Origin of the sequence: Arthrobacter sp. 4R501, assembly GCF_002929755.1 — a bacterium.
In the GTDB taxonomy this organism is placed as follows: domain Bacteria; phylum Actinomycetota; class Actinomycetes; order Actinomycetales; family Micrococcaceae; genus Arthrobacter.
Map to the genome: position 1 here is coordinate 25,571 of NZ_PJIW01000001.1, position 25,477 is coordinate 51,047.

At 65.2% G+C, this 25,477-nt stretch carries 29 protein-coding genes; 7 read left to right on the forward strand and 22 right to left on the reverse strand.

Annotated elements, in window-relative coordinates:
- Positions 1-88 precede the first annotated feature (88 nt).
- On the forward strand, positions 89-382 hold the full coding sequence (locus tag CXR02_RS00145) for a DUF3040 domain-containing protein (RefSeq protein WP_104060146.1): 294 nt from the start codon (positions 89-91) through the stop codon (positions 380-382).
- 17 nt (positions 383-399) lie between these two features.
- Here the strand turns inward: CXR02_RS00145 and dhaM are convergent, their stop codons facing one another.
- From dhaM to CXR02_RS00170, 5 genes are all read right to left on the reverse strand, one after another.
- Positions 400-1,107 carry a dihydroxyacetone kinase phosphoryl donor subunit DhaM gene (gene dhaM, locus CXR02_RS00150; RefSeq protein WP_104060147.1) on the reverse strand — a complete coding sequence of 236 codons (708 nt, stop codon included), beginning with the start codon at positions 1,105-1,107 and terminating at the stop codon, positions 400-402.
- Positions 1,104-1,736 carry a dihydroxyacetone kinase subunit DhaL gene (gene dhaL, locus CXR02_RS00155; RefSeq protein ID WP_104060148.1) on the reverse strand — a complete coding sequence of 211 codons (633 nt, stop codon included), beginning with the start codon at positions 1,734-1,736 and terminating at the stop codon, positions 1,104-1,106. Before dhaL ends, dhaM begins: the two co-directional genes overlap by 4 nt.
- 2 nt (positions 1,737-1,738) lie before the next feature.
- Positions 1,739-2,740, reverse strand: a complete 1,002-nt coding sequence (gene dhaK / locus CXR02_RS00160) for a dihydroxyacetone kinase subunit DhaK (RefSeq protein WP_104060149.1) — start codon at positions 2,738-2,740, stop codon at positions 1,739-1,741.
- Positions 2,741-2,991: 251 nt separating this feature from the next.
- Entirely contained in the window at positions 2,992-3,507 is a 516-nt protein-coding gene (locus tag CXR02_RS00165; protein WP_104060150.1) for an amino-acid N-acetyltransferase, read from the reverse strand.
- Between the two features lie 247 nt (positions 3,508-3,754).
- Positions 3,755-6,247 carry an ATP-dependent Clp protease ATP-binding subunit gene (locus CXR02_RS00170; protein ID WP_104060151.1) on the reverse strand — a complete coding sequence of 831 codons (2,493 nt, stop codon included), beginning with the start codon at positions 6,245-6,247 and terminating at the stop codon, positions 3,755-3,757.
- Between the two features lie 175 nt (positions 6,248-6,422).
- On the opposite strand from CXR02_RS00170, the gene CXR02_RS00175 reads away from it, so the two are divergent.
- Complete coding sequence (locus tag CXR02_RS00175; protein WP_104060152.1) at positions 6,423-6,881, forward strand: DUF1772 domain-containing protein; 459 nt, start codon at positions 6,423-6,425, stop codon at positions 6,879-6,881.
- A 15-nt stretch (positions 6,882-6,896) separates the two neighbouring features.
- Here the strand turns inward: CXR02_RS00175 and CXR02_RS00180 are convergent, their stop codons facing one another.
- From CXR02_RS00180 to lysS, 4 genes are all read right to left on the reverse strand, one after another.
- Positions 6,897-8,738: a PxKF domain-containing protein gene (locus CXR02_RS00180; protein ID WP_181037082.1), complete on the reverse strand. Its 1,842-nt coding sequence runs from the start codon at positions 8,736-8,738 to the stop codon at positions 6,897-6,899.
- A gap of 257 nt (positions 8,739-8,995) precedes the next feature.
- Complete coding sequence (locus CXR02_RS00185; protein ID WP_104060154.1) at positions 8,996-9,325, reverse strand: Lsr2 family protein; 330 nt, start codon at positions 9,323-9,325, stop codon at positions 8,996-8,998.
- 146 nt (positions 9,326-9,471) lie between these two features.
- Positions 9,472-9,651 (reverse strand): hypothetical protein, encoded by a 180-nt coding sequence (locus CXR02_RS00190; protein ID WP_058930387.1) that lies wholly within the window; start codon positions 9,649-9,651, stop codon positions 9,472-9,474.
- A gap of 2 nt (positions 9,652-9,653) precedes the next feature.
- The gene (gene lysS / locus CXR02_RS00195) at positions 9,654-11,186 is read right to left on the reverse strand and encodes a lysine--tRNA ligase (RefSeq protein WP_104060368.1); all 1,533 of its coding nucleotides are present in this window, start codon (positions 11,184-11,186) and stop codon (positions 9,654-9,656) included.
- Between the two features lie 66 nt (positions 11,187-11,252).
- On the opposite strand from lysS, the gene CXR02_RS00200 reads away from it, so the two are divergent.
- From CXR02_RS00200 to CXR02_RS00210, 3 genes are read left to right on the forward strand one after another with little or no spacing between them, the layout of a single operon-like run.
- On the forward strand, positions 11,253-12,137 hold the full coding sequence (locus CXR02_RS00200) for an alpha/beta fold hydrolase (protein WP_104060155.1): 885 nt from the start codon (positions 11,253-11,255) through the stop codon (positions 12,135-12,137).
- A 47-nt stretch (positions 12,138-12,184) separates the two neighbouring features.
- Positions 12,185-13,039 (forward strand): alpha/beta fold hydrolase, encoded by an 855-nt coding sequence (locus CXR02_RS00205; RefSeq protein WP_104060156.1) that lies wholly within the window; start codon positions 12,185-12,187, stop codon positions 13,037-13,039.
- 34 nt (positions 13,040-13,073) lie between these two features.
- Complete coding sequence (locus CXR02_RS00210; protein WP_104060157.1) at positions 13,074-13,910, forward strand: alpha/beta fold hydrolase; 837 nt, start codon at positions 13,074-13,076, stop codon at positions 13,908-13,910.
- A 135-nt stretch (positions 13,911-14,045) separates the two neighbouring features.
- Here the strand turns inward: CXR02_RS00210 and CXR02_RS00215 are convergent, their stop codons facing one another.
- Positions 14,046-15,521: an MDR family MFS transporter gene (locus tag CXR02_RS00215; protein ID WP_104060158.1), complete on the reverse strand. Its 1,476-nt coding sequence runs from the start codon at positions 15,519-15,521 to the stop codon at positions 14,046-14,048.
- 231 nt (positions 15,522-15,752) lie between these two features.
- Here CXR02_RS00215 and CXR02_RS00220 point away from each other — a divergent pair, with 231 nt between their 5' ends.
- Positions 15,753-16,691 carry a class A beta-lactamase-related serine hydrolase gene (locus CXR02_RS00220; protein WP_258060642.1) on the forward strand — a complete coding sequence of 313 codons (939 nt, stop codon included), beginning with the start codon at positions 15,753-15,755 and terminating at the stop codon, positions 16,689-16,691.
- A 115-nt stretch (positions 16,692-16,806) separates the two neighbouring features.
- Here CXR02_RS00220 and CXR02_RS00225 read toward each other — a convergent pair whose 3' ends face one another.
- Positions 16,807-17,439, reverse strand: coding sequence for a TetR/AcrR family transcriptional regulator (locus tag CXR02_RS00225; protein ID WP_104060159.1), 633 nt, complete (start codon positions 17,437-17,439; stop codon positions 16,807-16,809).
- A 129-nt stretch (positions 17,440-17,568) separates the two neighbouring features.
- Here CXR02_RS00225 and CXR02_RS00230 point away from each other — a divergent pair, with 129 nt between their 5' ends.
- Positions 17,569-17,850 carry a hypothetical protein gene (locus tag CXR02_RS00230; protein ID WP_104060160.1) on the forward strand — a complete coding sequence of 94 codons (282 nt, stop codon included), beginning with the start codon at positions 17,569-17,571 and terminating at the stop codon, positions 17,848-17,850.
- Positions 17,851-17,859: 9 nt separating this feature from the next.
- Here the strand turns inward: CXR02_RS00230 and CXR02_RS00235 are convergent, their stop codons facing one another.
- The 11 genes from CXR02_RS00235 to folB all read right to left on the reverse strand — a co-directional run bounded on the left by CXR02_RS00235 (position 17,860) and on the right by folB (position 25,467).
- On the reverse strand, positions 17,860-18,570 hold the full coding sequence (locus CXR02_RS00235) for a GAF and ANTAR domain-containing protein (RefSeq protein ID WP_104060161.1): 711 nt from the start codon (positions 18,568-18,570) through the stop codon (positions 17,860-17,862).
- Positions 18,571-18,579: 9 nt separating this feature from the next.
- The gene (locus CXR02_RS00240; RefSeq protein ID WP_104060162.1) at positions 18,580-19,275 is read right to left on the reverse strand and encodes a GAF and ANTAR domain-containing protein; all 696 of its coding nucleotides are present in this window, start codon (positions 19,273-19,275) and stop codon (positions 18,580-18,582) included.
- A 126-nt stretch (positions 19,276-19,401) separates the two neighbouring features.
- Complete coding sequence (locus CXR02_RS00245) at positions 19,402-19,659, reverse strand: hypothetical protein (protein WP_146072457.1); 258 nt, start codon at positions 19,657-19,659, stop codon at positions 19,402-19,404.
- Positions 19,640-19,861 carry a hypothetical protein gene (locus CXR02_RS00250; protein WP_104060164.1) on the reverse strand — a complete coding sequence of 74 codons (222 nt, stop codon included), beginning with the start codon at positions 19,859-19,861 and terminating at the stop codon, positions 19,640-19,642. Before CXR02_RS00250 ends, CXR02_RS00245 begins: the two co-directional genes overlap by 20 nt.
- A 292-nt stretch (positions 19,862-20,153) precedes the next feature.
- Positions 20,154-21,080 carry a pantoate--beta-alanine ligase gene (locus CXR02_RS00255; protein WP_104060165.1) on the reverse strand — a complete coding sequence of 309 codons (927 nt, stop codon included), beginning with the start codon at positions 21,078-21,080 and terminating at the stop codon, positions 20,154-20,156.
- Position 21,081: 1 nt separating this feature from the next.
- Positions 21,082-21,972 carry a Rossmann-like and DUF2520 domain-containing protein gene (locus CXR02_RS00260; RefSeq protein WP_104060166.1) on the reverse strand — a complete coding sequence of 297 codons (891 nt, stop codon included), beginning with the start codon at positions 21,970-21,972 and terminating at the stop codon, positions 21,082-21,084.
- The gene (locus tag CXR02_RS00265; RefSeq protein ID WP_104060167.1) at positions 21,965-23,545 is read right to left on the reverse strand and encodes a PH domain-containing protein; all 1,581 of its coding nucleotides are present in this window, start codon (positions 23,543-23,545) and stop codon (positions 21,965-21,967) included. The genes CXR02_RS00260 and CXR02_RS00265 overlap by 8 nt, the downstream gene beginning before the upstream one ends.
- On the reverse strand, positions 23,542-24,054 hold the full coding sequence (locus tag CXR02_RS00270; protein ID WP_104060168.1) for a PH domain-containing protein: 513 nt from the start codon (positions 24,052-24,054) through the stop codon (positions 23,542-23,544). Before CXR02_RS00270 ends, CXR02_RS00265 begins: the two co-directional genes overlap by 4 nt.
- Positions 24,035-24,568 carry a DUF3180 domain-containing protein gene (locus CXR02_RS00275; RefSeq protein WP_104060169.1) on the reverse strand — a complete coding sequence of 178 codons (534 nt, stop codon included), beginning with the start codon at positions 24,566-24,568 and terminating at the stop codon, positions 24,035-24,037. The genes CXR02_RS00270 and CXR02_RS00275 overlap by 20 nt, the downstream gene beginning before the upstream one ends.
- Positions 24,569-24,571: 3 nt before the next feature.
- Positions 24,572-25,111: a 2-amino-4-hydroxy-6-hydroxymethyldihydropteridine diphosphokinase gene (folK, locus tag CXR02_RS00280; protein WP_104060170.1), complete on the reverse strand. Its 540-nt coding sequence runs from the start codon at positions 25,109-25,111 to the stop codon at positions 24,572-24,574.
- Complete coding sequence (folB, locus tag CXR02_RS00285; RefSeq protein WP_058930401.1) at positions 25,108-25,467, reverse strand: dihydroneopterin aldolase; 360 nt, start codon at positions 25,465-25,467, stop codon at positions 25,108-25,110. Before folB ends, folK begins: the two co-directional genes overlap by 4 nt.
- Positions 25,468-25,477 lie beyond the last annotated feature (10 nt).

Genomic DNA, 25,477 nt, shown 5'->3' on the forward strand with positions numbered 1-25,477 from the left:
ACTTCCACTCAGGACACTTCTACGGTCTGTATTACCAGCATCGGCAACGTTGGATTTAGCACAGGTTCCCCGCCGGGAAGGGGTAAGGATGCCACTTTCAGATAGGGAGCGGAAACAGCTCGAGGAGCTGGAATCTGGCCTGACCGCAGAGGATCCGAGGCTCGCCGAGGAACTCTCGACCGGCTCCGTGGGCCTCAGGTTTGGGCGCCGTATCTACCTCGGTGCCATCGCATGCCTGCTCGGGCTGGTGTTGCTCATAGCCGGGGTCAGCACGCAGATCATCGCGGTCGGCGTCGGCGGATTCCTGCTGATGGGAGCCGGCACGTACCTGCTCGTGGACAAGCGGTCCTTTAGTCTGGGCCGCAACAGCCAAGTCAAATAGGCAACTCAGGCCACGGCCTACGGCTCGCCGAAGCCTGCCTGCACCAGGCCGCCGACGTAGTTCAGGGCACGCTCGGCGTCGGGCCCCCAAGCCTCGATATGGAGCAAGGATCCCTTGCCTGCCGCCAGGGTCATCAGGGATGTCATTGACGCGCCATCCACCCCGTTGACCGTGACCTCGGCGTTGAGGGACGCCAGACCGCCCGCGATCTTGGCGGCCGGACGGGCGTGCATGCCGGCCTCATTCACCAGTTCGAAGTCGCCGGTGAAGTCCGGCCCTGAACCGGTGACGGACCCTTCAGCCACGGTGCTTTCGGCGAGCACCCGCGAAGCAGCCGCCACTTCCGGGCCCAATCCGTAGACCGCTTCGGCGGCACGTTTGACTGCCTTGACGTCGGCGCCGCCCTGTGCGGCCACGGCAGCAGCCACGAGGCCTTCCACCAGGGGCGCGTCCGCCAGGAGCACACCGGCCGGCTCCTCCACGAGCTCCAGTGCCGATTCCGCCGTCATCACTGCAGATCCCAGGTCCGTCAGGACCACCACGCCATAGCCGCCGGCCGCCTTGTCCAGGGCAGACATGACTTTTTCCAGGCTCGTTCCGATCCTGCCGTCGGCGGTGCCCCCGGCGGCGAGGATGACGACGTCGGGCGCCATCTGGGCGGCAAGCTCCACGGCGCCGTCGGCTATTTTTTCGCTATGGGACACCACCACCAGGCGCACCGTCATGCTGCGGCCCCCACGGCGGCCCGCAGAATAAGGGCGCTGGAGGCGGCCCCCGGATCGCGGTGGCCCGCGCTCCGCTCCCCCAGATAACTGGCGCGGCCCTTGCGGGCGACCAGGGGCTCGGTGGCCACGGCGCCGGCCTCAGCCGCCTCAGCGGCTGCGACCAGAACTCCAAGGACGGTGCCTGCGCCGTCCGCCGCAGCGGCCTGCGCCGCCTCCGCGGCGGGGGTCCAGGCATCAACCATGGTCTTGTCGCCGGACTCGGCCTTGCCCCTGGCCACGATCCCGTCACGGGCAGCCACAAGCGCATCGGCAAGGCGCCCCGGATCAATCTCGGCGGCGTCGCCCAACGCGGTGGAGGCGCGCAGGAACGCGGTTCCGTACAAGGGACCTGCGGCGCCACCCACCTTGGACATCAAGGTCATCGCAGTCAGTTTCAGGGCGGCGCCGGGGGTCTCCGGCCGCGCTTCGGCCAGTTTCTCCAGCACGGCCTGGAAGCCGCGGTCCATGTTCTCGCCGTGGTCCGAGTCCCCGATCGCACGGTCGAGTTCGATTAGCCACACCCGGTTTTCCGCCATGGCCTGGGCGCAGAGAGTCAGCCATCTGACGGCCCACGTCACGTCCAGCACCACGGTTACACGCCCCAACGCAGGGCTGCAGTGAGTACCGGAGCGTCCCACAGCTGCGTCAGTTCATCGTCCAGCCGGAGCACCGAGATGGAGCAGCCCTGCATTTCCAAGGACGTGATGTAGTTCCCTACCAGCGAGCGTTCGACGGCGGCTCCACGTTGTGCGATCACCTGGGCAGCGCGGCGGTAGACGATGTACAGCTCGCTCAGGGGGGTGCCGCCCATGCCGTTGACGAACAGCAGGACTTTCTCTCCCCCGGTGATGCCCAGGTCGCTGAGGACCGGGTCCAGCAGGCGGTCGGTGATGCCGTCAGCGTTCTCCATCGGTATTTTGTGCCGGCCGGGCTCGCCATGGATGCCGATGCCGATCTCGATCTCATCATCCGCCAGGTCGAAACTGGGCGTTCCCGCATGCGGTACTGTGCACGCGGACAGCGCAACCCCCATGGTGCGGACGTTGCTGTTGACGCGGTCACCGATCGCGGCCACGGCATCGAGGCTATCGCCCCGCTCAGCCGCGGCGCCGGCGATTTTCTCCACCAGAACGGTGCCGCCCACTCCGCGGCGGCCTGCGGTATACAGGGAGTCCTCCACCGCGACGTCGTCATTGACCAGGACCGTGCGGATGTCCACACCTTCGGCCTGCGCCAGCTCCGCTGCGGTCTCAAAGTTCAGGACGTCGCCGGTGTAGTTCTTCACGATATGGACGACGCCGGCACCCGAGTTAACGGCGAGCGTCGCCGGAAGAATCTGGTCCGGCGTCGGCGAGGTGAACACCGCCCCCGGCACGGCGGCGTCGAGCATTCCCAGCCCGACAAACCCGGCGTGGAGTGGCTCGTGGCCGCTTCCCCCGCCGGAAACGAGTCCGACCTTCCCCGCCACCGGCGCGTCTTTGCGCGTGACGTACTTCGGATCGGCGGTGACGGTGACGAGTCCCGCGTGGGCCAGACCGAATCCCTCGACGGATTCGTCAACCACGGAACGGGGATCATTGATGAGCTTTTTCATGGCAGAACTCCTGGGGTGTGGGTGCTTCCTGGAGGATGCACTTTGACCCTACTACCGCCGCCTGAAGTCCGGTAGCCCGCGGCGATGCGGCGATGCGGCGGAAGCGGTAAGGGACAGCCCCCAATGACTGTCCCTTACGGCAGGCCCCACACTGCAACCCTGACAGTTTATCCATCGATTCGACATAAAGCTATTTATGTCACAGGGTGACTTCTTGCCGCTATTGCCCGCGGCAGGGTGATTGGGGGTGTCTACAGGGTCTTGATCATGCGGGTATTGCCCAGGGTGTTGGGCTTGACCCGCGCCAGGTCCAGGAACTCGGCAACGCCTTCGTCATGGGAGCGCAGCAGCTCGGAGTAGACCACCGGGTCCACGGCTGTCTGGTCGGCCATGACCTCGAAGCCGTGGCGCTTGAAAAAATCCACCTCGAACGTAAGGCAGAAGACCCGGGCCACACCCAGTTCACGGGCCTCGTCCAGCAGGCTTTCAACCAGCACGTGCCCTACGCCTTTGCCGCGCCACGCGTCCGATGCGGCCAGCGTGCGGACTTCGGCGAGGTCCTCCCACATAACGTGTAGGGCCCCGCAGCCGATGACTTCGCCGTCGTCGGCTTCTGCGATCCGGAATTCCTGGAGGCTCTCGTAATAGGCAACCGTCTCTTTCGCCATGAGGATCCGTTGCTCCGCCAGCGGCGCCACCAGTCTCTTGATGGCGGCCACGTCACTGGTACGTGCAGAACGGATATGGAAGGAGTCAGAGTCGGTCACTCCACAATCCTACGGTGGCGACAGGCCGGCCTGTGGCGCTCCGGTACGGGCTTGGGGCGCTCCCGTACCGGCGCCATTTGCCGCTTGCTGCTCCTTCGTCGCTCTGACGCAAGCTACACAAATGACCCCGGCACGCTCGCTTCGCTGGCCGCTCGCCAAGTCGCCGGACTCACCACTGGCTCGAAAAGGGCAAGGCGAAGGCCCCGCCGCTTCCTTGTGGGGAGTGGCGGGGCCTGGCTGTCTTGCCTTAGACGCTGGGGGCGATCTCCGGGATGCGCGGCTTGGCGTTGCCGGCGAACGTGAACTTGGCGTCGTCGCCTTCGCCATCCACGTCCACTACAACGATGTCGCCGGCGTGGAGCTCGCCGAACAGGATCTTCTCGGAGAGCTGGTCCTCGATCTCGCGCTGGATGGTGCGGCGCAGCGGCCGGGCACCCATGGCGGGATCGTAGCCGCGGGTCGCCAGGAGCACCTTGGCCGCGGTGGTGAGCTCGATGCCCATGTCCTTGTCCTTGAGGCGCTTCTCCAGGCGGCCAACAAACATGTCCACGATCTCGATGATCTCGTCCTGGGTGAGCTGCGGGAACACCACAACGTCATCCACACGGTTCAGGAACTCCGGACGGAAGTGCTGCTTGAGCTCTTCCGTCACACGGGCGCGCATCCGGTTGTAGCCGGTCTGCGTGTCCGTGCCGGACTGGAAGCCGGTGGCAACGCTCTTGGAGATGTCCCGGGTGCCCAGGTTGGTGGTCATGATAATCACGGTGTTCTTGAAGTCCACCACGCGGCCCTGGGAGTCGGTCAGGCGGCCGTCTTCCAGGATCTGCAGGAGTGAGTTGAAGAGGTCAGCGTGCGCCTTCTCCACTTCGTCGAACAGGACCACGGAGAACGGACGACGGCGGACCTTCTCGGTGAGCTGGCCACCCTCTTCGTAGCCGACGTAGCCCGGAGGGGCACCGAAGAGCCGCGACACCGTGTGCTTCTCCGAGTACTCGGACATGTCCAGCGTGATGAGGGCGTCCTCGTCACCGAACAGGAATTCGGCCAGGGCCTTGGCCAGCTCGGTCTTGCCGACGCCGGTAGGGCCGGCGAAGATGAACGAGCCGCCCGGACGCTTCGGGTCCTTCAGGCCGGCACGGGTGCGACGGATCGCCTGCGACAGGGACCTGATGGCCTCGTTCTGGCCCACCACACGCTTGTGCAGTTCGTCTTCCATCTTCAGCAGGCGCGAGGACTCTTCCTCGGTCAGCTTGAAGACCGGGATGCCGGTGGAGTTGGCCAACACTTCGGCGATGAGATCCTCATCCACCTCGGAGATATCGTCCATGCCGCCGGACTTCCAGTGGCGTTCCTTCTCGGAGCGCTCGGTGATGAGCTTCTGCTCCTTGTCGCGGAGCGAAGCGGCGCCTTCGAAGTCCTGCGCGTCGATGGCTGATTCCTTCTCCATCTTGAGCTTGGCGATACGCTCGTCCATGGCCTTCAGCTCCGGCGGGGCGGTCATCCGCCGGATACGCAGCCGGGCGCCGGCCTCGTCGATCAGGTCGATCGCCTTGTCCGGCAGGAAGCGGTCCGAGATGTAGCGTTCGGAAAGATTCGCCGCCGAGGCGAGGGCGCCGTCGGTGATGGTGACGCGGTGGTGCGCCTCGTAGCGGTCACGCAGGCCCTTGAGGATCTCGATCGCGTGCGCGACGGAGGGCTCCTTGACCTGGATCGGCTGGAAGCGGCGCTCGAGCGCGGCGTCCTTCTCGATGTGCTTGCGGTACTCATCCAGGGTGGTTGCACCGATGGTCTGCAGTTCACCGCGGGCCAGCATGGGCTTCAGGATGGACGCAGCATCGATAGCACCTTCAGCAGCGCCGGCACCCACAAGCGTGTGGATTTCGTCGATGAAGAGGATGATGTCGCCGCGGGTACGGATTTCCTTGAGGACCTTCTTCAGGCGCTCTTCGAAGTCACCGCGGTACCGGGAGCCGGCCACCAGGGAACCGAGGTCCAGGGTGTACAGCTGCTTGTCCTTGATGGTTTCCGGGACATCGCCGCGGACAATCGCCTGGGCGAGGCCTTCGACGACGGCGGTCTTGCCGACGCCGGGCTCACCGATCAGGACGGGGTTGTTCTTGGTGCGGCGCGAAAGGACCTGCATAACGCGTTCCATTTCGGATTCGCGTCCGATCACCGGGTCCAGCTTGTTCTCGCGCGCAGCCTGGGTGAGGTTGCGTCCGAACTGGTCCAGGACTACGGAGCCGGCTGGCGTGCCCTCGGGCTGGCCCGGTCCGACGCCTGCGCCGGTGGTTTCCTTGCCCTGGTAGCCGGAGAGGAGCTGGATGACCTGCTGGCGGACCCGGTTGAGGTCTGCGCCGAGCTTGACCAGCACCTGGGCGGCAACACCTTCACCCTCACGGATAAGGCCCAGCAGGATGTGCTCCGTGCCGATGTAGTTGTGGCCCAGCTGCAAGGCTTCCCGCAGGGAAAGTTCCAGCACCTTCTTGGCGCGCGGGGTGAAGGGGATGTGGCCGGACGGGGCCTGCTGGCCCTGGCCGATGATCTCCTGTACCTGCTCGCGCACGCCGTCGAGCGAAATGCTCAAGGACTCAAGAGCTTTGGCGGCAACGCCCTCACCTTCGTGGATCAGACCCAAGAGGATGTGTTCGGTACCAATGTAATTGTGGTTCAGCATGCGTGCCTCTTCTTGGGCAAGCACAACTACGCGACGGGCACGGTCCGTAAATCGCTCAAACATTTTCGCCACACTCCTAGCTACGACGTACTTTGATGCTACGTGGCAGACCCACTCTTGGGGAGCGTGTTCGCCACAGGGGAAACATGACGTGTTCAACCTCCCGTCACCCTGCACCGCTTGGATCAATGCAAGAACCTCAAGCTAGGAGAACGTCATCGAAGTCATCACCGTGCTCATGACCGCCGCGACCGTAGCCCTCGCCGGGATCGGCGGGCTCTACTACTCCTACGCCTGCTCGGTGATGCCGGGGCTGCGCGCCACCGATGATGGGACATTTGTCGGTACCATGTCCGGGATCAACGCCGCCATCCAGAATCCGGTGTTCGCGCTTAGCTTCGTCGGTGCCTTCCTCGCATTGGCGGGCTCGGCAGCCTTTTCGTGGGCCGACGGGCTTGCTAGCGCACTCCCCCTCTCTGTTTCGCTGGCCTGCTACACGGCCACCCTGGTCATCACCTTCGCCGCGAATATCCCCTTGAATAACGCTCTGGACCTGGCGGCCGCGTCTGGAGATGCCGCGGCCGCCAGAAAATCGTTCGAACGCCGGTGGGCCCGGTGGAACATCCACCGCACCTGGCTGTCTCTGGCCGCGCTGGTCGCGCTCAGTGTTGGCTGGGCAGCCTTGCGTCAGCCGTGAGACTGCACCAGCGTGCTATTTCCGGAAGTCGAACAGCGCCGTGTGAGTTGTTCCGTCATTCAATCCCAGAGTGAACTGCCGGCACGTTCCCGCCCAGGCCTTCTGGGTTTTCCACACGTACGTGTACGTATCGGAGCCGGCCGCGTAGCTCAGCGAACTGCTTCCTGCCGCGACAGTCTGTTCGATGTCATCCAGTGCCGTGCCACCCGGGCACGCAATGACGGACGACGACGGCGCTCCCGCCGCCAGGATGCCCAGCCCCCGGTTCCCGCCAAGCCCGAACTTAATGGGAACCGCGGCGCCCGCCTTCATCGAGTTCAAGGCGCCGCCGTTATCCACCGGCTGCAGGAACCCACGGAACGGCCAATGCGGCTGGCCGACGGCGAATGGTGAGAAGGAAGTGGTCCGGCCGCACACCTTGCCAGTTCCGCTGAGTGCGGTATCAGTGATGTCAGCCCAGGCCCCACCCACGTAGTGGTACAGATGCTGTCCTGCGGCCTGCTCTTCTGTCATGGCAGAGGTGTCGAAAGTGATGCAGACCAGGACCCCGAGCGCTGGGCTGAAGACCGCGGTGGTTTCGATGTCGTAGTACAGCGGAGGGTTCGTGAGCGAGGAGAATCCGCCGTCGGGGTAGGCATCTCCGGACCCGAGCCGCGTGACAGTGGTGATGCCGGGCGTTCCCACGTCAGCGAACTTCAGGGCTACATCGGTCCTTCCGTCGTTATCCACGGGCGCCACGACGACGTCCGTTCCAAAGATGGTGAGGCTCGGGTCCACCGGCCCCACGGCGTTGCTCTCCATCGTCGTGTAGGTACAGCCGACGCCGGCGATGTCCAAGCGCGCGGTCACTGATTTCCCGCCGGCGGCGAGGGGCACCACAAACGTTGGGCCAAAGGCGCCCGAAACCTCTTCAGCGCCAACAAACCAGCTGTACCGCTGCAGGCAATCCTCGTTGGCCCAACCAACTCCGACGCCGTCAGGTGACGCTGTCAGGGTGGCGCCGACGGCAGGCTCACCGGCGAGGGCCAGGATATGTATCGGATCAATTACTGCCGGAGTGGCCAGGAAAATTGCGTAGGCGAGGTTGAAGTTATTGGCGCCGGTTAGGTTGATGGGCTCAGCCTCGGCCCGGTTAGGCGTTTCGGGCCACCAGCGCTCCACTCCCTCGTGTTGGAAGCGAACTTTGTAGGCTCCAGGTGCCACGTCCAGGAAAGTATAGTAGCCGTTCAGGTCGGTGTGCGTTGTGGAGGCCGGCTGGGTGTCAGGATCAGTCGCGGCCTCGTCGTGGAGCTCAACACTCACGTTTGCCAGCATGGATTCTTCCGCCACCGAAAAGTCCTTTGCCACAGCCCCGGAGATGGAAGACGATGTGCGATGCAGCACCGTCCAACTCTCGGAATTCCAGCTTGAGGTGCCGGTAACGGAGCCCACCACAATCTCATCCGCCGTTGCGAACGTGTCCCTGTCCTGGTAGCCAAGCAATTCCGCGAAAGCGCCGTCATCGCGGCCTGAAGATGCTGTGTACCAGCTTTCAAGGAACCCTGCGGCGGTGGCCCTGATCTTGTAAGTTCCATCCGTCAGATCGAACGACGTGCTTGCCACGCCCGAACTTGCCGTTTGCGGGATCGCAAGCACAAGGCCGCCATCAATGGCGTTGAAGACCTCAAAGGTGACGTCGGTGGCAATTGCGGAGCCCGGACTCGCATTGATGCTGGCCAGGAGCTCCGTCGAATCCAGGACGACGCTTAGGCGCACTTCATCATCCGCGAATGCCGGAGCGCCGAGAGGCACAGCCAGCAGCAGAATCAGCGTCGCCAGGACTGCCGTAAATCGCCGAGACCCGCTAATTCCAGACATTCCAGGCTCCCGCCGCGTATACATTCGAGTGGGCTAATTCGAGCGGGCGTCCCAGACCGAAGGCTCAAACCGAATCGCCGGCTCATCCCAAGGAAATTGCGCGACGATTAGCCCAACGGTACGCCCGGAGGCCGTTAGCCAGCAAGGATTTTGCGCATACTCAAGTCCGTCTTTGCGCATTCACAATTGGCATCAAAAAACCCTGCCCCCACCCGAAGGTGAAGACAGGGCATAATACGCCGTCGGAGAGGCGCAGGTCAGGAATTTGCCTTTTGGTAGGCTTCCTGGATTTCAGCCTGAATTCGGCCGCGGCTGTTAACCGTGTAGCCGTTATCCCGCGCCCATTGACGGATCTGCGCGGAGTCGTTGGTACGGGGGCCTACCACCGCTTTGGTGCGGGTGGCTCTGCCGGCCGAGGTCTTGCGCCCGGCGGCAACAAAGCGCTCCAAGGCAGAACGGAGCTCGGCCGCGTTCGCCGAGGACAGATCGATTTCGTAGCTGACCCCATCGAGGCCAAAACGGACGTTCTCGTCCGCAGATCCCCCATCCAGATCATCGACGAGGATGATGTTTACTTTCTGTGCCATTAAATATGTCTTCCTCTTGGAAAGGGTTCGGTTGTCAGAAAATGAGGATGTTCCTATTAAAAGTATGAACCTCTTTATGGCAACGCGTCAAAGCGTCGGATGGTTCCTGTGGAAATCCACAGGAACCCGCTGAAAGCTCTTTCGAGCTATTTGTCCGTTTCCGGGTTCTGTTCGTTCAATGGCGCCGCGGAACGCGATTCCGCCTCGGCCTGGGCCCGCGCTTCGGCCTTACGCTCGGACTTATCGGCATTGAAGATGGATTTCATGGCGAACCAGAAAAGCAGGCCAACCACGAGCGACGGCAGCAGTACGGCTACATATTCCATGATTAGTGGCCTTCGGGCTTCAGAAGCGGGAAAAGGATGGTTTCGCGGATACCGGCGCCGGTGAACAACATAACCAGCCGGTCAATACCCAGACCGATGCCGCCCATGGGCGGCGCGCCGTATTCGAGGGCCCGCAGGAAGTCCTCGTCCAGCTGCATGGCCTCGACATCGCCCGCAGCAGCGTGCCGCGACTGTTCGGTCAGCCGCTCACGCTGGATGACGGGGTCGATCAGCTCGGAGAAGGCCGTGCCGCGTTCCATGCCGCCGATGATGAGGTCCCAAGCTTCGATCAGCCGGCCGTCCTCCCGGTGCGGGCGGGCCAGCGGCTGGGCAGACGGCGGGTAGTCGTACACAAACGTGGGGTTCAGCAGTGTGGGCTCCACAATTTCGCCGAACAGTTCCACGGCCAGTTTCTCGGCGTCCCACTTCGGGTCCACCTTGACCTCGTGCTTTTCTGCGATTTGGCGCAGCACCTCCAGCGAAGTGTCCGGCGTGACTTCCTGGCCAACGGCGTCGGACAGTCCGGGGTAAACCGAAACCCAGGCCCAGTCGCCGTCGAGGTTGATTTCCCCGGCTTCGGTCTGGAGGGTTCGACCCACACCCACGGCGTCAGCGGCGTCGAGGATGATCTCCTTGATGCGCTCGGCCATGACGAACTGGTCCGCCCAGGCTTCGTAGCACTCCAGGGTGGTGAATTCGGGGCTGTGGGTGGAGTCCACGCCCTCGTTGCGGAAGACGCGGCCCATGTCGTAGACGCGGTCGATCCCGCCCACGACAGCACGCTTGAGGTAAAGCTCGGTGGCAATGCGGAGGGTCATTTTCTGGTCGAACGCGTTCATGTGCGTCTCGAACGGGCGGGCCAGGGCGCCGCCGTGGACCAGTTGCAGGATGGGGGTTTCCACTTCGACGTAGCTGTGGCGGTGGAGGCTCTCGCGGATGGAACGGGTAATCGCGGCGCGCGTGTAGACCATTTCGCGGGCTTCGTCGCGCACCATCAGGTCCACGTAGCGCTGGCGGACGCGGGTTTCCTCGTTCAGTTCCGCGTGCAGCACCGGCAACGGACGGAGCGCTTTGGAGGCCATGGACCAGGACTCGGCCATCACGGACAGCTCGCCGCGGCGGGAGGAAATCACTTCGCCCTTGATGAACACGTGGTCGCCGAGGTCCACCAGCGCTTTCCAGTCAGCGAGCGCTTCCTCGCCCACGTTGGCCAGGCTGAGCATCGCCTGGAGCCGGGTGCCCTTGCCGTCAACGCCGCCTTCCTGGAGCGTGGCGAAGCAGAGCTTGCCGGTATTACGCACAAAAACCACGCGGCCGGTGACACCTACAACGTCGCCCGTGGTGTCGTCAGCCTCAAGGTGCGCGTACTTTTCGCGGATCTCCGTGAGCGAATGCGTGCGTTCCACACCCACCGGATATGCCTCGGTGCCGCGCTCGATCAGCTTTGCACGCTTGTCCATGCGGATGCGCATCTGCTCGCTGGCGTCGATCGGTTCTGGGGCATTTTTTGGGGTGGGGGTGTTTTGGGAAGTCACAATCCCCAAGTTTACCGGGAGTTCGCGCCGCCGGCTCCCGGCAGACGCCAGGCATAGACTCGGGCTGTGGAGACGTGGAATGTTGAAGCGGAGGACGGCGGGCGCCTCGACGTGCACTCCTTCCGCACCCCCGCGGGGCTGCACCCGACGACGGCGGGACCTCCCGGCGTCGTACTCATCCACGGCACTTTGGTCACCGACGCCCTCTACCGGCCTTTTGCCCGGAAGCTCAGCGTCCTGCTGGGCCGGCCGGTGCACTGCTACAACCGGCGCGGCCGGGCGGGGTCAGCCCCGCAGCCGGCGGATTATTCGGTGCAGACGGAGGTCAGCGACCTTGCGGCGGTCATGGGGCGGACGGGCTCCACGGACCTGGTGGCCCACAGTTACGGCGGTTTCGTGGCGCTGCAGGCGGCCCGGACCCTGCCCGTGGGCCGGCTGGTGACCTATGACGCCGCGGTGTCGCTGTCCGGAAACCTGAGCCACCGCTGGCGTCCGGAGCTTGAGGATGCCGTCACGGCGGGCCAGCTCAACCACGCCTGGGCGCACCTGGTCCAGGGCCTGGCCACGGCCGGTCCGCTGTCCTACCTCCCGCTGGGCGCGCTGCGGATGCTGAGCATCCTCTCGGCCAGGACCAACCTGGGCGCGGAGATGCGGCAGCTGCTGCCCACGGCCGTCACCGAAATGCGGGCCGTACTGGACGCCGACGCCGAACTGGAGAATTTCACCGCCCTCACCACCCCCGTCCTGATGCTCAGCGGAGGCTGGAGTCCGGCCTACTTTGCCGAGACAGGCCGCCAACTGGCGGCCGCCGTGCCATCCATCAACTTCCAGGTGGTCCCCGGCCAGCTGCACGAAGGACCCATCCGCCCAGGCAAGGGCCTGGCCGTGCGGATGGCCCGGTTCATCAACGGCAGCGACGGCCAGGCCCGGACGCTGGGGAGGCGCCGGTAGGTCGCTTTGCCGGTGGGGTTCCTGGGGGCGCGCCTAGGATGGGTAGCGTGAAAGAGCAGGAAGTCCCCACGCACGACGGCGGCAGGCTGGCTTTGTACAGCTACGGAACCGAGGATGCGCCGGGTGAGCGCCGGGTGGTGGTCATCGGCGGGGCGTTCCTCACCGCCCTGATCTACCGGCCGTTCTCGATGGCATTGGCCGACGGGCTGGGCGACGGGTGGGCCGTGGATGTCTATGACCGGCGCGGCAGGGGCAACTCCAGCGAGCAGCCGACCGACTATTCCATGGCCACGGAGATTGCCGATGTCCGTACTGTCATGGATGCGACGGGCGCCCGCAACGTCCTGGGCCACAGCCTGGGCGGGTCGGTGGCGCTGAACGCCGTCCAGGAGTTCGCGGGCACCCCCTACGAATTGGACAAGCTGGCGGTCTACGATGCTGCGGTCAACATCGACGGCAGCATCGACATGTCGTGGCTGGACGATTTCGAAGAAGCAGTGAACGCGGGCAAGGTGGGGCATGCCATGGCCCGGATGAAAAAAGGCATGCAGCCGGGCACTGCACTGTCAAAGATCCCCGAGCCGGTCCTGGCCGGGCTGATGGCCGTGGTGTCCCGCACCAAAGTGAACAGGATGTTCAAGGAACTGATGCCCACCGGCGTCGGTGAACTGCGCGCCGCGTACGACGAAGCCGAGCACGTCAGGAACTTCGCGGTCCTTCCCGCCAACACGCACTTTATGGTGGGCGGCAGGAGCCCGAGCTACTACAAGGTCACAGCCCAGCGCCTTCATGCGGCCGTCCCGGGGAGCACGTTCGAACTCTCACCCAAGGGCTTCCACGGCTCCATTCCTGCCGCAGTAAAGGAACTTGTCACGGACATCGCCGAATACTTCAAGGGCTAAGGCTTTCCGCAGGTTGCTCGGCTAGGCTCGGATCATGACGAGCAAGAACATCAAGACCCCCGACGGCGGCACGCTGGAGCTCTTCTCCACGGGTGCTGGACTGGCGTCCGCCGGTTCCGGCGTGGTTGTGGTCCCGGCCTCCATGGTGACCGCGGCCGACTACACAAAGTTCGCCCAGAAACTCAGCGCCGCGTTGGGCCGCCCCGTGCACACGTTCAACCGCCGCGGCCGCGGTTCGTCCTCGCCGCAGGCCGAGGATTACACGCTGGACGCGGACATCCGGGACCTGGCCGCCGTTATGAAACACACGTCCAGCACGGACGTCTTTGGCCACAGCTTCGGCGGCGCGGTGGCCCTGCACGCCGCCCGGACCCTTCCGGTGGAGCGGCTGGCCGTGTATGACCCTGCCGTGTCCGTGAACCACAGCGTGAAGGCCGACTGGACTGCTGAATACGAACGCGCCACGGCCGCCGGGGACGACGACCGCGCCCTGGCCGTGCTGCAGCGCGGCCTTGAGGCGGGCGGAGCGTTCTCATCCCGCATGCCGCTGTCCATGCTGACCCTGGCCAACAAACTCACCGCGGGCACTTCCGAAGGCAAGCAGCAGCGTGAACTGATGCGCACTGGCGTCCGGGAAATCAAGGCCATCATCGCAGCGGACATGCCGGCCGAGCCGTTCCTGGAACTGCCCCTGGAAACGCTGATTATTGTGGGCGAAAAGAGCCCCGCGTACTTCGGTGTGGCCTGCGGCCAGATCCATGATGTCCTGTCCGGCTCCAGCTACACCATCCTGCAGGGGGCCGGCCACGACGGCGTCCTCCGCGCACCGGACAAGCTCATCACCGAGCTGAGCGACTTCTTCGCCGGCTAGCGCCGTCGCCGCCCCGGCGCGAACGGACACTTAAGCCCCACCACTCCTGCGCGAACGTACAGTTGAGGCCCTGCTTTCCTTGGAAAACAGGGCCTCAAGTGTCCGTTCGCGCTTAATGGGTGGCGGAGGTATTTGTTAGTGTGCGGCGTGGCCCGGGGCGGCGCCTTCTGTTTTGCGCATCATCGCGGAAAGCACGACGGCGGCGAGGGCTATGACGGTTGCCGTCAGGAACGCTGCGCTCATGCCGGCAACGAGCCCGGACGCGGCCGAGACCACGGCGAAGATGGACACCAGCAGCGCCGTGCCGGCGGCACCGGCTACCTGCTGGGCCGTGCTCATGATCGCCGAGCCATGCGAGTAGAGATGCGGCGGCAGCGGGTTCAGACCGGTGGTAAATGCCGGCGTAAACAGCAGCGCCAGGCCGAAACTGAGCCCCACGTGGAGGGTGACGATCCACCAGACCGGAGTGCCGGCGTCGAGCATTGAAAACTGCCACAGGGCCAGCACCATGAGCACGGAACCACTAACGGTGAGCGGCAGCGGGCCCACTTTGTCGAACAGCCGGCCGATGAACGGGCCCAGCAGGCCCATCGCCAGGCCACCGGGAAGCAGCGCTAGCCCGGTCTCCAGCGACCCCAGGCCGCGGATTTCCTGCAGGTAGAGCGGCAGCAGGATCACGCCGCCGAAGAGCGCCATCATGGCCACCACCATCAGCAGTACGGAGACCGTGAACATCCTGAAGTTGAAGGCGCGGAGGTCCAGCAGCGGGGCTTCGGCCTTCTGCAGCCGGAGCTGGCGGAGCACAAAGACCGTCAGGCTGGCGACGCCGATGACCAGCGCGGCGATGGCCACCGTGCTCGGACCGCTTTGGCCGCCGGGGCCGCCGCCGATCTGGCTGAGACCGTACACCAGGCCGCCGAAGGCAGGAACAGTGAGGAGTACGGAGAGGAAGTCGAGCTTGGACTTCTCGGTTTCGCCCACGTTCGTCAGGTACTTGGCGCCGATGGCCAACGCGGCCAGGGCGACCGGCAGGACAAAGACGAACATAAAGCGCCAGGTGAAGTGCTCCAGGATCAGCCCGGAGACGGTGGGCCCCATCGCGGGCGCCACGGAGATGGCGATGCTGACGTTGCCCATGACGGCGCCGCGCTTGGCGATCGGGACGAGCGTGAGGATGGTGGTCATCAGCAGCGGCAGCATGATGGCAGTGCCGCCCGCCTGGACGATGCGGGCCAGGAGCAGGATCTCAAAGCCGGGAGCCACTGCCGCCAGGGCGGTGCCGCCGGCGAACAGGCCCATAGCCAGCATAAAAACGGCCCGCGTGGACAGGCTTTGCAGGATGAACCCGGTAGTGGGGATGACCACGGCCATCGTGAGCATAAAGCCGGTGGAGAGCCACTGAACGGTGGGCGCATCCACGCCAAGGTCAACCATGAGCCGCTGCAGGGCAACGTTCATGATGGTCTCGTTCAGGATCACCACAAAGGTCGCCACGAGCAAGGTGGCGATGATGGTCACCGACTCGCGGGACATCTTCTCCGGCACGGAGGACTTCGGCGCCGCAACCGGCCCGGGCCGCCCGGAGGCGTTCGAAGAGACTTCTGTAGACATGGGTGTTCCCCCAGGGAGTAAGAATGAAGTGGCTCGCGAGCATCGTCGCTGCAGATTCAAACACTCTACCGGCCGGAGTAATTCCGGCGACCAGGATTTTTCTTCGGCACGGATTTTTCTGAGCGGTCGTTTTGGCTGGCCGGTGTGGTTTAATCAGCGCACTGAGTTATGAGTCGGGGCTGGGGCCTCTAGTGGTGTTCGACCGCGCAGGCGGTCAGGCAGGAGCCCCGGTTGGACGCGTACTCCCCCGCATATCCGGCAGGGCGCCACTACCACGGCGCTGGCCGAAGCCCGTTGTCCCTGGTTCTTTCGGTGGCTGCCGCTTTGATGGTTTTGCTGGCTGCCGTCACTTCGGCCGTGGTCCGCTCTGAGGGCGTCACTGGAACCGTGAATGCGGCCTTCGCCGGGACCGGGCCGGTTGGCGCCATGGCCGAGGTTGGTGCAGGCGCCGAGGTTGGCGCCATGGCCGCGGTTGGTGCAGGCACCGAGGACGGAAGCGTCGCGAGGATTATCAGCAGGGTCTCCGGCTTCCGCGTTGGCGTGGCCGTCGCGGATACAGCGGGCGGACCGGTCCGCACTTTTGGCGACACGGCGGCCTATACTGCGGCCAGCACTGCCAAGCTCATCACCGCAGCGGCCTATCTCAGGCTTGTGGCGGCCGGTGAAGCGCGACTCGATGAGACGCTGGGGAACTACACTGCTGCTTTCCAGCTCAAGTCCATGATCAACAGCAGCAACAATGATTCCTGGCTCCTGTTGATGGGTAGGATCGGCTACCAGCGGCTGATCCAGTACGCAGCCTCGATTGGCATCGCCTACGATCCCGAAGACAACCGGCTGACTCCCGGGGAAGTGGCCCCGGTCCTGACGAAGCTTTACTCCGGACAGCTGCTTAACCCCAATGACACCGCGCAGTTGCTGGGGTACATGCAGGAAACCAACAACGAGGAACTTATCGCCGCCGCCTCGGGGCCCGGCATTACCGTCTACCACAAATACGGCCAGCTTGGAGGAAACCTCCATGACGCAGCCCTCTTGGAACACGGCGGGACAACGTATGCGCTGGTGATCTTCACGGAAGGCGCCGATAGCACCGACGAGTCCGAACGCACCGAAATAATCCACGATCTGACGCGGGCAGTCGTCGGGACGCTCTTTCCCGCGGGTTAACCGAGCTCCTGCTGACTCCTTGTAATCCGGCGCTCGGCATCGAGGGAACGGAGCATTCGCGGGCAGGGGGCTTAAGTGACCGTTCGCGCCGGGGCTTAAGTGACCGCCGGGGTGGTCAGCTGCGGTGGTGCTCGATCAGCCAGCCGGCCATCTGCTGGGCCCGCTTTGCCGCTTGGGTGTCCCCTTCGGTGGCTGAGACGATGGACCCCTTCATAAGGATGTGCCAGGAGCGGGCGAAATCCTCGGGGCGGTCCAACCCTGCCTGCTCCGCGAGGTCCTGCACATGGCCCCTGATCCTGGCCAGGTAGTCGATGCTGGCCTGGCCCAGGGGATGGGCCGGGCCCATTTCCAGCAGGATGTTGATGAAGGAGCAGGCCTCGAAGTCGTCGCGCAGGAACCAGTCGCCGAAGACGTCGAAGATGGCCAGGAGCTGTTCAGTGGGGGTAGTGCCGCGCAGTTTGGCCTGGCCAACGATGGAATCGACCGTCCATAACTGGTCCCGCTGCTCCAGGAACGCCAGAACCAGCGCGTCCTTGGACGGGAAATGCCGGTAGAACGTTGCCTTGGCCACGCCGGAGCGGTCGATCAGTTCATTTACGCCTACGTCCCGCACACCGCGGCGGGAAAACAGTTCATAAGCCACAGCCAGGATCCGGCCCCGGGAGTCGGCGCGAAGAACTGCCGCCTCGGCGGGTAAATCCGCAGGAGACAGCGCGGGTTCTGCAGTGTGGTCTGCATTGGAAATCATCGTAGGAATAGTTTACTCCCAGGTGCAGACAGACCGGTCTTACTCGCTGTAATGTCTTTCCCAGACGCAGTGCTATGACGCCGAGGGGACCCCCGAAAGGCCCCGTCGGCTTGGTGCAAGGAGGCCCCGATGTCAGCAGAGCGAACGTACGATTTTATCCCGTGTGCCGACACCGACCCGTGGATAGAAAGTACCGCTGCGTCCGCCGAAGTCCGGCACTTCGCCCGCGAATCCCTGCGGTGGCAGGCCCAGGAAATCATTGATGAAGTGCTCCGCGGAACGTCTCCCGGCGAGGAACTTGCCCGGGCCCGGTTGCGCCGCTGCGTCGCCCAGAACCCCGGCAAGCCCGAACGTGCCCTCCTGCAGCAGCTGATGCTCAACCGCGACCCGCGGGGTGAATCAACGCAGTAACGGCCGGCCTTACAACGTGAGGCTGCGGTCCACAATGCGCCCGGCGGTCGCATGCAGGCTCTGGCTGTTGGCGCGTGCATGGTTCCGGAGCAGGTTGAATGCTGCGTCCATATCCACTCCGGCAGTGTGCGCAATGACGCCCTTGGCCTGCTCAATCAGCACCCGGGTGTTCAAGGCCAGCTGCAGCTGCTCGTTGACCAGTACCGCTTCCCTGATGGTGCGTTCCTGCATAAGGCTGATGGTGGCGACGTCGGCAAGCGCCTGGCCGATCGCGGCATCCTCTGCAGTCAGGAAACCCTCCTGGGCGCCGAACAGACCCATGGCCCCGATAATCCTGCCGTGAATGCGCATGGGCACCGCATGCACAGAGCGGAAGCCCTGCGACAGCGCGGCTTGGCGGAAGCCCAGCCACTTGGTAAGCCCCGCAATGTCGTCCACTGAGACTACTGCCCCGGTCACGTAGCACTCAACGCAGGGACCGGCTCCGGCCTGAAGCTGGAGCACCTCGACGAGTTGGCTCTGCTCGCTGGTGGATGCGACAACCTGCAGTTCTCCGCTGGGATCGGCAAGCAGCAGACCCGCGGCTGCGACGTCAAGAAGACCCACGGATTCCTCAACCAGGATATGCAGAAGATCCACGACGTCGTAGTCGGCCACCAGCGTGTCAGTGAGCTTGACGAACGCCGCACTGGCGCGCTCGGCGCGGGTACTGATTACCATGGCCCTATTTTACTGCAGGGCAGGTCCGCTGGCCCCACCCTTGTCGGTGTCGAAGCTGAGCCTTCTTTCGAGCACAGCGGCGGCTGTCTCCCCCAACGTGAGGTCATTGGCAAAAGCGTAGGCCCGCAACAAAAGCAAGGATTCCGCTGCCGTAGCGCCGGACTGCGCCAGGACCATCCCGGTGGCCTGGTGAATCTCGCGGCGCGACATAAGCGCCGGCTCCAGGGCCGGGTCCGTATCCGGTGAGCTGAGGCTCAGGATCTTGCGCAGGAGGTACCAGGAAGTCTGCCCGGCAAGTACGGCCGCCATCGACTGGTCCGACCGATTCAGGTTTCCACAAACGGCGTGATACAGCTCAACAACACCGAGGTCCATCGCGCCCACTGTGAGTGGAAAAACGAACAGCGCGGCTGCGTCCGTCCCAGCGATCGCCTGCCGGAACATGGGCCATTCGTCGTCGGCGGTGGACTGTGCGTCGGGGATCAGCACGGGCAAGCGGGTCTTGTGGGCCCGCCACCGCGGGCCTTCGCCAAGGTTGAACTGCAGTTCGTCCAGGCGGGCGGCGAGTTCGTCGCTGGCGGAGACCAGGGTCTCCGCGGCAGAGCCGCCGAAGAGGGACACCGCAGCACCCGTAATGGGCAGCTTCTCCAGATATGGAGCACACACGTTCTGGTCACTGGCAACCATATCGGGTGCAATGTCCATGGTGAGCCTCTGATCCCTGAATCATCCCGCGGTGAAAGATCCGGCTGCAGGCTGAACCGGAACGGCGGAGTTGTCACTTCAAGGATACAGATTGCGGCGAACCCGCCCGTCGTCCAAGACCGGGCCTCAGTCCGGCCCTCCCTGGCCGTTGGCATTGGCCATCTCTGAGGTGACCATCAGGTGGTCACGCAACGCCCGTTCCGGTTCGCCCGGGTGGGCGGCCATACACCTGCGAAGGCGCCATTTGACCTCGGCCAGATCCGGTGCCGGGTCCTCCAGGATCGAGTACATGATTTCGTAGGCTTGCCATCCGATCGGAGTGAATCCGTCAGCTGCGATGTGGTTGGCCATCGCCTCCTCCACCTTAGGGATCGTGGCGCTCACGGGTCTCTCCGAAAGGTACAGCCTCGCTGACCGCAACGGTATAGGTGTCGTGCGCGTGGCGGGTTACCAGAATCCCGCACAGGCCAGTGCTGGAGGCATACTGGCGGGCCAGGTCAACGGCCGAATTCAAATAGTCGTCCAGGACGGACGCGTGTTTCACTTTGACCAAATAGGACAGCCCGTCATCGATTGTGCGGATCATTGGATTCGCTCCTGACTTGAGCGTGGCCGGTAGGCCACGGGGATGGGGGAATGCACGCGAGCGTCCCGCTTGCCGTGCATGCGGCTGCGCCGGGCAGACAAGAGCCGGGCAGCACAGAAGGCCGAGGATAACTGCGGAAGATGTATGGGTGCCCTGGGTGAAATTTGTCCTCCTGGAGTACGCCGAAATAAGGCGATGCCAGGGTCTGGGGCAACAAATTCAGCATAGCCGATGCCGAGACAGACGGACAGGGATCCGAGGCCTTGCGTGCCCCGGAAGCGGACCCTGCTTATCAGCTGCTGAGCGGCACGTTGTCGATCAGCCGGACCGGCCCCACCTTGGCGGCGATGAGAGCCAGGCCTTCGCCGCGGAACGGGACGTTCCGGCAGTTCTCGGCCAGCGGCTCAAGCGTGAGCGGATCCACGACGTCGAAGTAGTCCAGGCCCACCAATGACTGCGATTCAACCATGGCCCGGGCCGATTCCAGATCAAGCGGCTGGTGGGCTGTTGCCCGCTCCGCCAGGAGCCGCAGCGCCCGTGACAACACCAGGGCGGCCTCGCGCTCCTCTGCGGAGAGGAACCGGTTGCGGCTGGACAGGGCCAGCCCATCCGCGGACCGGACGGTGGGCACGGCAACAATTTCGACGGGAAAGTTCAGGTCCGCCACCATACGGCGCACCAGCGCCAGCTGCTGGGCGTCCTTTTGCCCGAAATAGGCCCGGTAGGCCGGCAGTCCCCCGACGCCGGAGGCAAAAGCACCGGCCGGCGGAAGCCCTGAACCGGGGATGCAGTAGTGCAGCAGCTTGGCAACCACGGTGAGGGCGCCGTCGAAATGGCCCGGCCGTGAAGCGCCTTCCCACTTTTCCCCCAGGGAGCCGGCGGTCACGCGGACCAGCGGCTCGCCGCCGGGATAGACCTCTTCCACCGGAGGCGCAAACACGAGGTCCACGCCCTGTTCCTCAAGCAGGGCAAGATCGGCGTCGAGCGTGCGCGGGTACCGGTCCAGATCCACCGCATCGCCGAACTGGAGCGGGTTCACAAAGATGGACGCCACCACTACGTCGTTCTGTTCGACGGCGGTGCGCGCCAGCCGGGCGTGGCCTTCGTGCAGCGCGCCCATAGTGGGCACCAGGCCCTGGGACCTGCCCGCCTTCTGCGCGAGCAGCCGGGCACTCGCCTCCCTGAGCTCCGCGGCCGTTGTCACCAGTTGCGTGGCCATGTCAGTTTCCCTCTTCCAGGGCCGCGCGGAGGGCCCCCACTTGATCCTCTTTGAGCAGCCCCCGGCTGCTGGCCCGCCGTGCCGTGGCGCGGGCCATGGCGAAGTAAGCCTCCAGCACATCGCCGTGCGCACCGGCGTCGTACTCCCGCAACGCCTCGGCGTGGGCCGCCACTGTCCCCACATCGCCGCGGGCCACCGGACCGGTCAGCGCCGATTCGCCGGAGGCGAGCGCGTTCTCCAGCGTGGCCCGCAGCAAAGGCCCCAGCATCCGCTCCGGCGCGTCGACGCCAACGTCGCGGAGCAGCTGCGAAGCCTGCGCCACCAGGGTGACCATATGGTTCGAGCCATGGGCGAGGGCCGTGTGATAAAGCGTCCGGTCCCCCTCGGCGATGGCCACGGGTTCGGCACCCATCTCCACCACCAGCGCCTGGGCAATGGGCAGCATCGCTGCATCAGCGGTCACGCCAAAGGTGCAATCCAGCAGTCGTGTCAGGTCCAGGCTCATGCCCGTGAACGTCATGGCGGGGTGCAGTGCAAGGGGGATGGCTCCGGCGGCGCGCACCGGGCGAAGCACCCCCACGCCGAACCTTCCTGAGGTATGCGCCACGATCTGTCCTGGCTGCCACGCCCCGAGTCTGGCGAGCCCGTCCACCAGTCCGGCCAAGGCGTCGTCGGGCACGGCCAGGAGCACGAGTTCAGACCGTTCCACAATCTCCTGGATCTCCAGGATGGGCACGCCGGGCAGCAGCGTCTCCGCCCGTTCACGGCTGGCCTCGGACACCGCGGAAACGCCGACGACGGCGTGTTCGGCCGAGCGCAACGCCGCACCGAGGACGGCGCCCACTTTCCCGGCACCGATGATTCCGACGCCAAGGCGCCCGGGCTTAGCCACGTTGCGGGCCTTCCTGTTGGGGACTGGTTTCGGCGGGCTCAACCACCGGGGCGGGCTCAACCACCGGGCTAGGGGTTTCGACAGGCTCAACCACCGGGGCGGGCGCCACCGGAGCGGGCGCCACAGTTGCCAGCCATTGTTCGCTGGTCTGCCGCTTGCGGGCGAGCCGCGCGCGGGCGGACTGGGCATCAAAAAGGCCCCGGGCCTCGTCAAGTCCGGCCTGGGTGAGCCGTGGCGAGACCGGCCCCGCCGTGGTGTGCAGGACAAGGTCCGCCACACGGAACCGCCGTGCGAGCGGACCCTGGTGCAGTGCCATTGACTGGGTGCGCTGGTGCGGGACCACCACCAGTTCCCGCCACCACCGGCCCGAGCGGATCAGCAGGGCGGTGTCAGTGGTGGCGAATCCATTGCGGCGCCAGCCCAGCGGCGCGAGGAACCTGCCGCGGTGCGGCGTGGTGACAAATCCGCCGTCGGAATCCAGCCCCGAGAGCCCGGCAGCGAAGATGCGTCCGGGTTCAGGTGTGCCGGGATCCGGCAGGACGAGTGCGAGCATGGACATCACGTCGGCCAGTTTACCCACGGGCAGCAGCGTGGTCCGGGACGCTGTCTCGCCGTTGCTCCCGACTGCGCCGTACCCGGCCACGTTGACCTGGATCCGGTACCAGCCGAAGATCCTCCAAAGTGGGGACTGGGCCACTTTCAGCGCCTGGACCCGGCCCGGGGGCAGCGTCTGCGCCTGCGTGTCCAACAGCCCGTAGCGGAGCCGGATCCCGTCCGGCGAAATGGCGGCGGTGAAGTTGTAGCCCTTGTTAAAGAAGCCCCAGTAGCTGGCGGCGAGGCCCAGCACCGCCGGGATCAGGTAGAAAAAGAAGCCCCGGTTGTCCGTCACGGCGGACAGGATCACGGCGGCGATGCCGCCCACCACCACAAAAAAGCTCTGCTCGCTGAGCAGCAGGGAACCGATAAGGCGCGACGGCGGCACGGACAGCACCGGATATTCGGGCGCCTCGGGTGCGGCCTCCTGCGGCCGGGCCGGGTCCGGGACCACGCCTGCGGCCCGCGCCAGGATGGTGGCCCGGAGCTGGCGGGCGTCGTCCATCCGCAGGTACGCCAGTTTGACGGCCGATTCACCGGCGTCGGCCACCTCGAACTTGAGTTCGGCCAGGCCGAAGATCCTGGCCAGGAGGGGCTGCACGATGTCGATGGCCTGGACGCGGTCCAGCCGGGCCTGGCGCTGCTGGCGGAAGAGGAAGCCGGAGTTGACCCGGACGTACCCTTCGGCGACCTGGTACTTGGTGAAGTACCAGGTCAGGATGAAGCCCAGCACGGTCACCACAAGGACGATGCCGCCGCCGGCCACCAGCCAGGGCGCCCGGCCGGCGAAGTCCTCCTCGAACAGAGGACGGCCCTGCAGCAACCGTTCGAAAAAGTCCCGCCCGAAGAAGAAACCGATGGCCGCCAGGGCCACCCAGCCGCGCACAAATGGGGACGCCGGGTGCACACGCAGCCACTCGCCGTCGGGCGCCACCGGAACCGCACTCGGTGCCCCGGCCTCCGGAACGTTTGACGTCACAGCCCCGCCAGCCTCGCTTCACCGCGGGCGGCGAGCTGCTCGCGCAGGCGTGCCCCTTCCGCAGCGGGCAGGCCGGGGATGGTGGCGTTGGTTCCAGGCGAGGCGGTGTGGAGTTTGAGCGTGCAGAGTCCCAGCCCGCGTTCCACCGGGCCAACGCCGATGTCCACATATTGCATGCGGCCATAGGGAACCGTCATGGTCCGTTGGAAAAAGATGCCGCCCCGGATCAGCAGGTCATCGTCGCGCTCGGCGTAACCGATGGCGCGCACCTGGCGCGGAATCAGCAGCAGCCGCCAGATGGCCAGAACCAGAGTTACCGCCGGGACGGTGATAGCCAGCCACAGCGGGGGCCACCGCCACCAGCCGAGCAGGACAAGAACGAGGGGCAGGCTCAGGACAACCACCGTGACCAGGTTCCCGATGGCCCACTGCACCAGCCGCACCGTGACGTATTTCGGGGATACCCGCTGCCAGGTAATGCCCGGCGGATCAATCGCCTCTGTACGCATATTCGCCTTCCCCTGCGGCTTCGCCGCGTACGCCGCGGCCGGGTTTCCCCTCACCGGGCGTTGCATCGGTGTCTTCGGGCGGGATCTTGCAGAACCGCTCCACCAGCAGGCCGACGACGATCATCACCAGACCGCCGGCAGCGATCGCGACTGCCACCCAGGTGATGCCCTGGTCGCTGCGCAGGTTCCAGATCCGCAGCTGGTCCAGGAAGATGCCAACATGCCAGCCCAGCAGGACGGTGCCCGCGTAAGCGCACGCCTGGGCCAGCACCAGGGTCCTGGCGGCCAGGATCGGGTCCAATGCCTTTTTGCGTTTGGTGCTGTTGCGCCACCGGAGCACACGGATGCCAAGCACCAGGGTGATGGCGACAATCACGCCCATGGTGGCCAGCGCGGTAGCCGGAAGAACCGGTGTGGCCATGCTGTAGCGTGTGGTCACCACGGTGGTGGACCAGCCCGCCACGGTCAGGACCAGGCCGATCAGCAGCAGGCGGACAGGGTTGATGGGCTTCACCGGTTACTCGACCGCCCCGGCTGTGGGGGCGCCGTCGTAATCGCCGAAACCGTCGAACGGGGCAAGGTCGTCAAAGTCGGGGGCGCGGGCAGCCAGCTCGCTGATGCGTTCCCCGCCCAGGGTGGCCGCCGGCTCGATCAGCGACCACGGATACAGCACAAAGGCGCGTCCGGCCGCGCGCGGGTGCGGCAGGGTCAGCACCGGGTCGTCACTGATGAGGTCGCCGTAGGTGATGATGTCGACGTCGAGCGTCCGCGCCCCCCAGCGCACTTCACGCACCCGGAGGTGCTTGTTTTCCACGGCCTGGCAGTGCTTCAGCAGCTCCACCGGGGACAGTGTGGTTTCCACGGTGATGATCATGTTCAGGAAGTCGGGCTGGCCGGCCGGGCCGCCCACGGCTTTGGTCTGCACCACGGGGGATACGGCCTGCAGGCGGACCTCCGGCGGGTCCACCAGGTCGGCAACGGCCTCGGACAAGGTGTCGTTCCGCTCGCCCAGGTTGCTGCCGAGGGCCAGGACGGCCTTGGTGTACCCGCCGCTCATGGCCTCTCCCGGTGCACGCTGACAGCCACATCGCCGAAGGGCACCTCGATGGGTGCCTTGGGCTTGTGCACTGTGATGTCCACGGCCTGGATGGTGAATTCGGCGAGCAGGCCATCGGCGATCCGGACGGCCAGGGCCTCGATCAGGTTCAGCGGCTCCCCCGTGATCCAGTCCTTGATCCGCTCAGCCACCTCGCCGTAGTGGGCGGTGTCCCGGACGTCGTCAGATACTGCCGCTTTGGCGAAGTCCAGGTGCAGCACGGCATCCACCACAAACGGCTGGCCTTCACGGCGCTCGAAATCGAAGACTCCGTGATGGCCGACGGCGGTGACACCGCTCAGCGTGATCCTGTCCATGGGTGCCCGG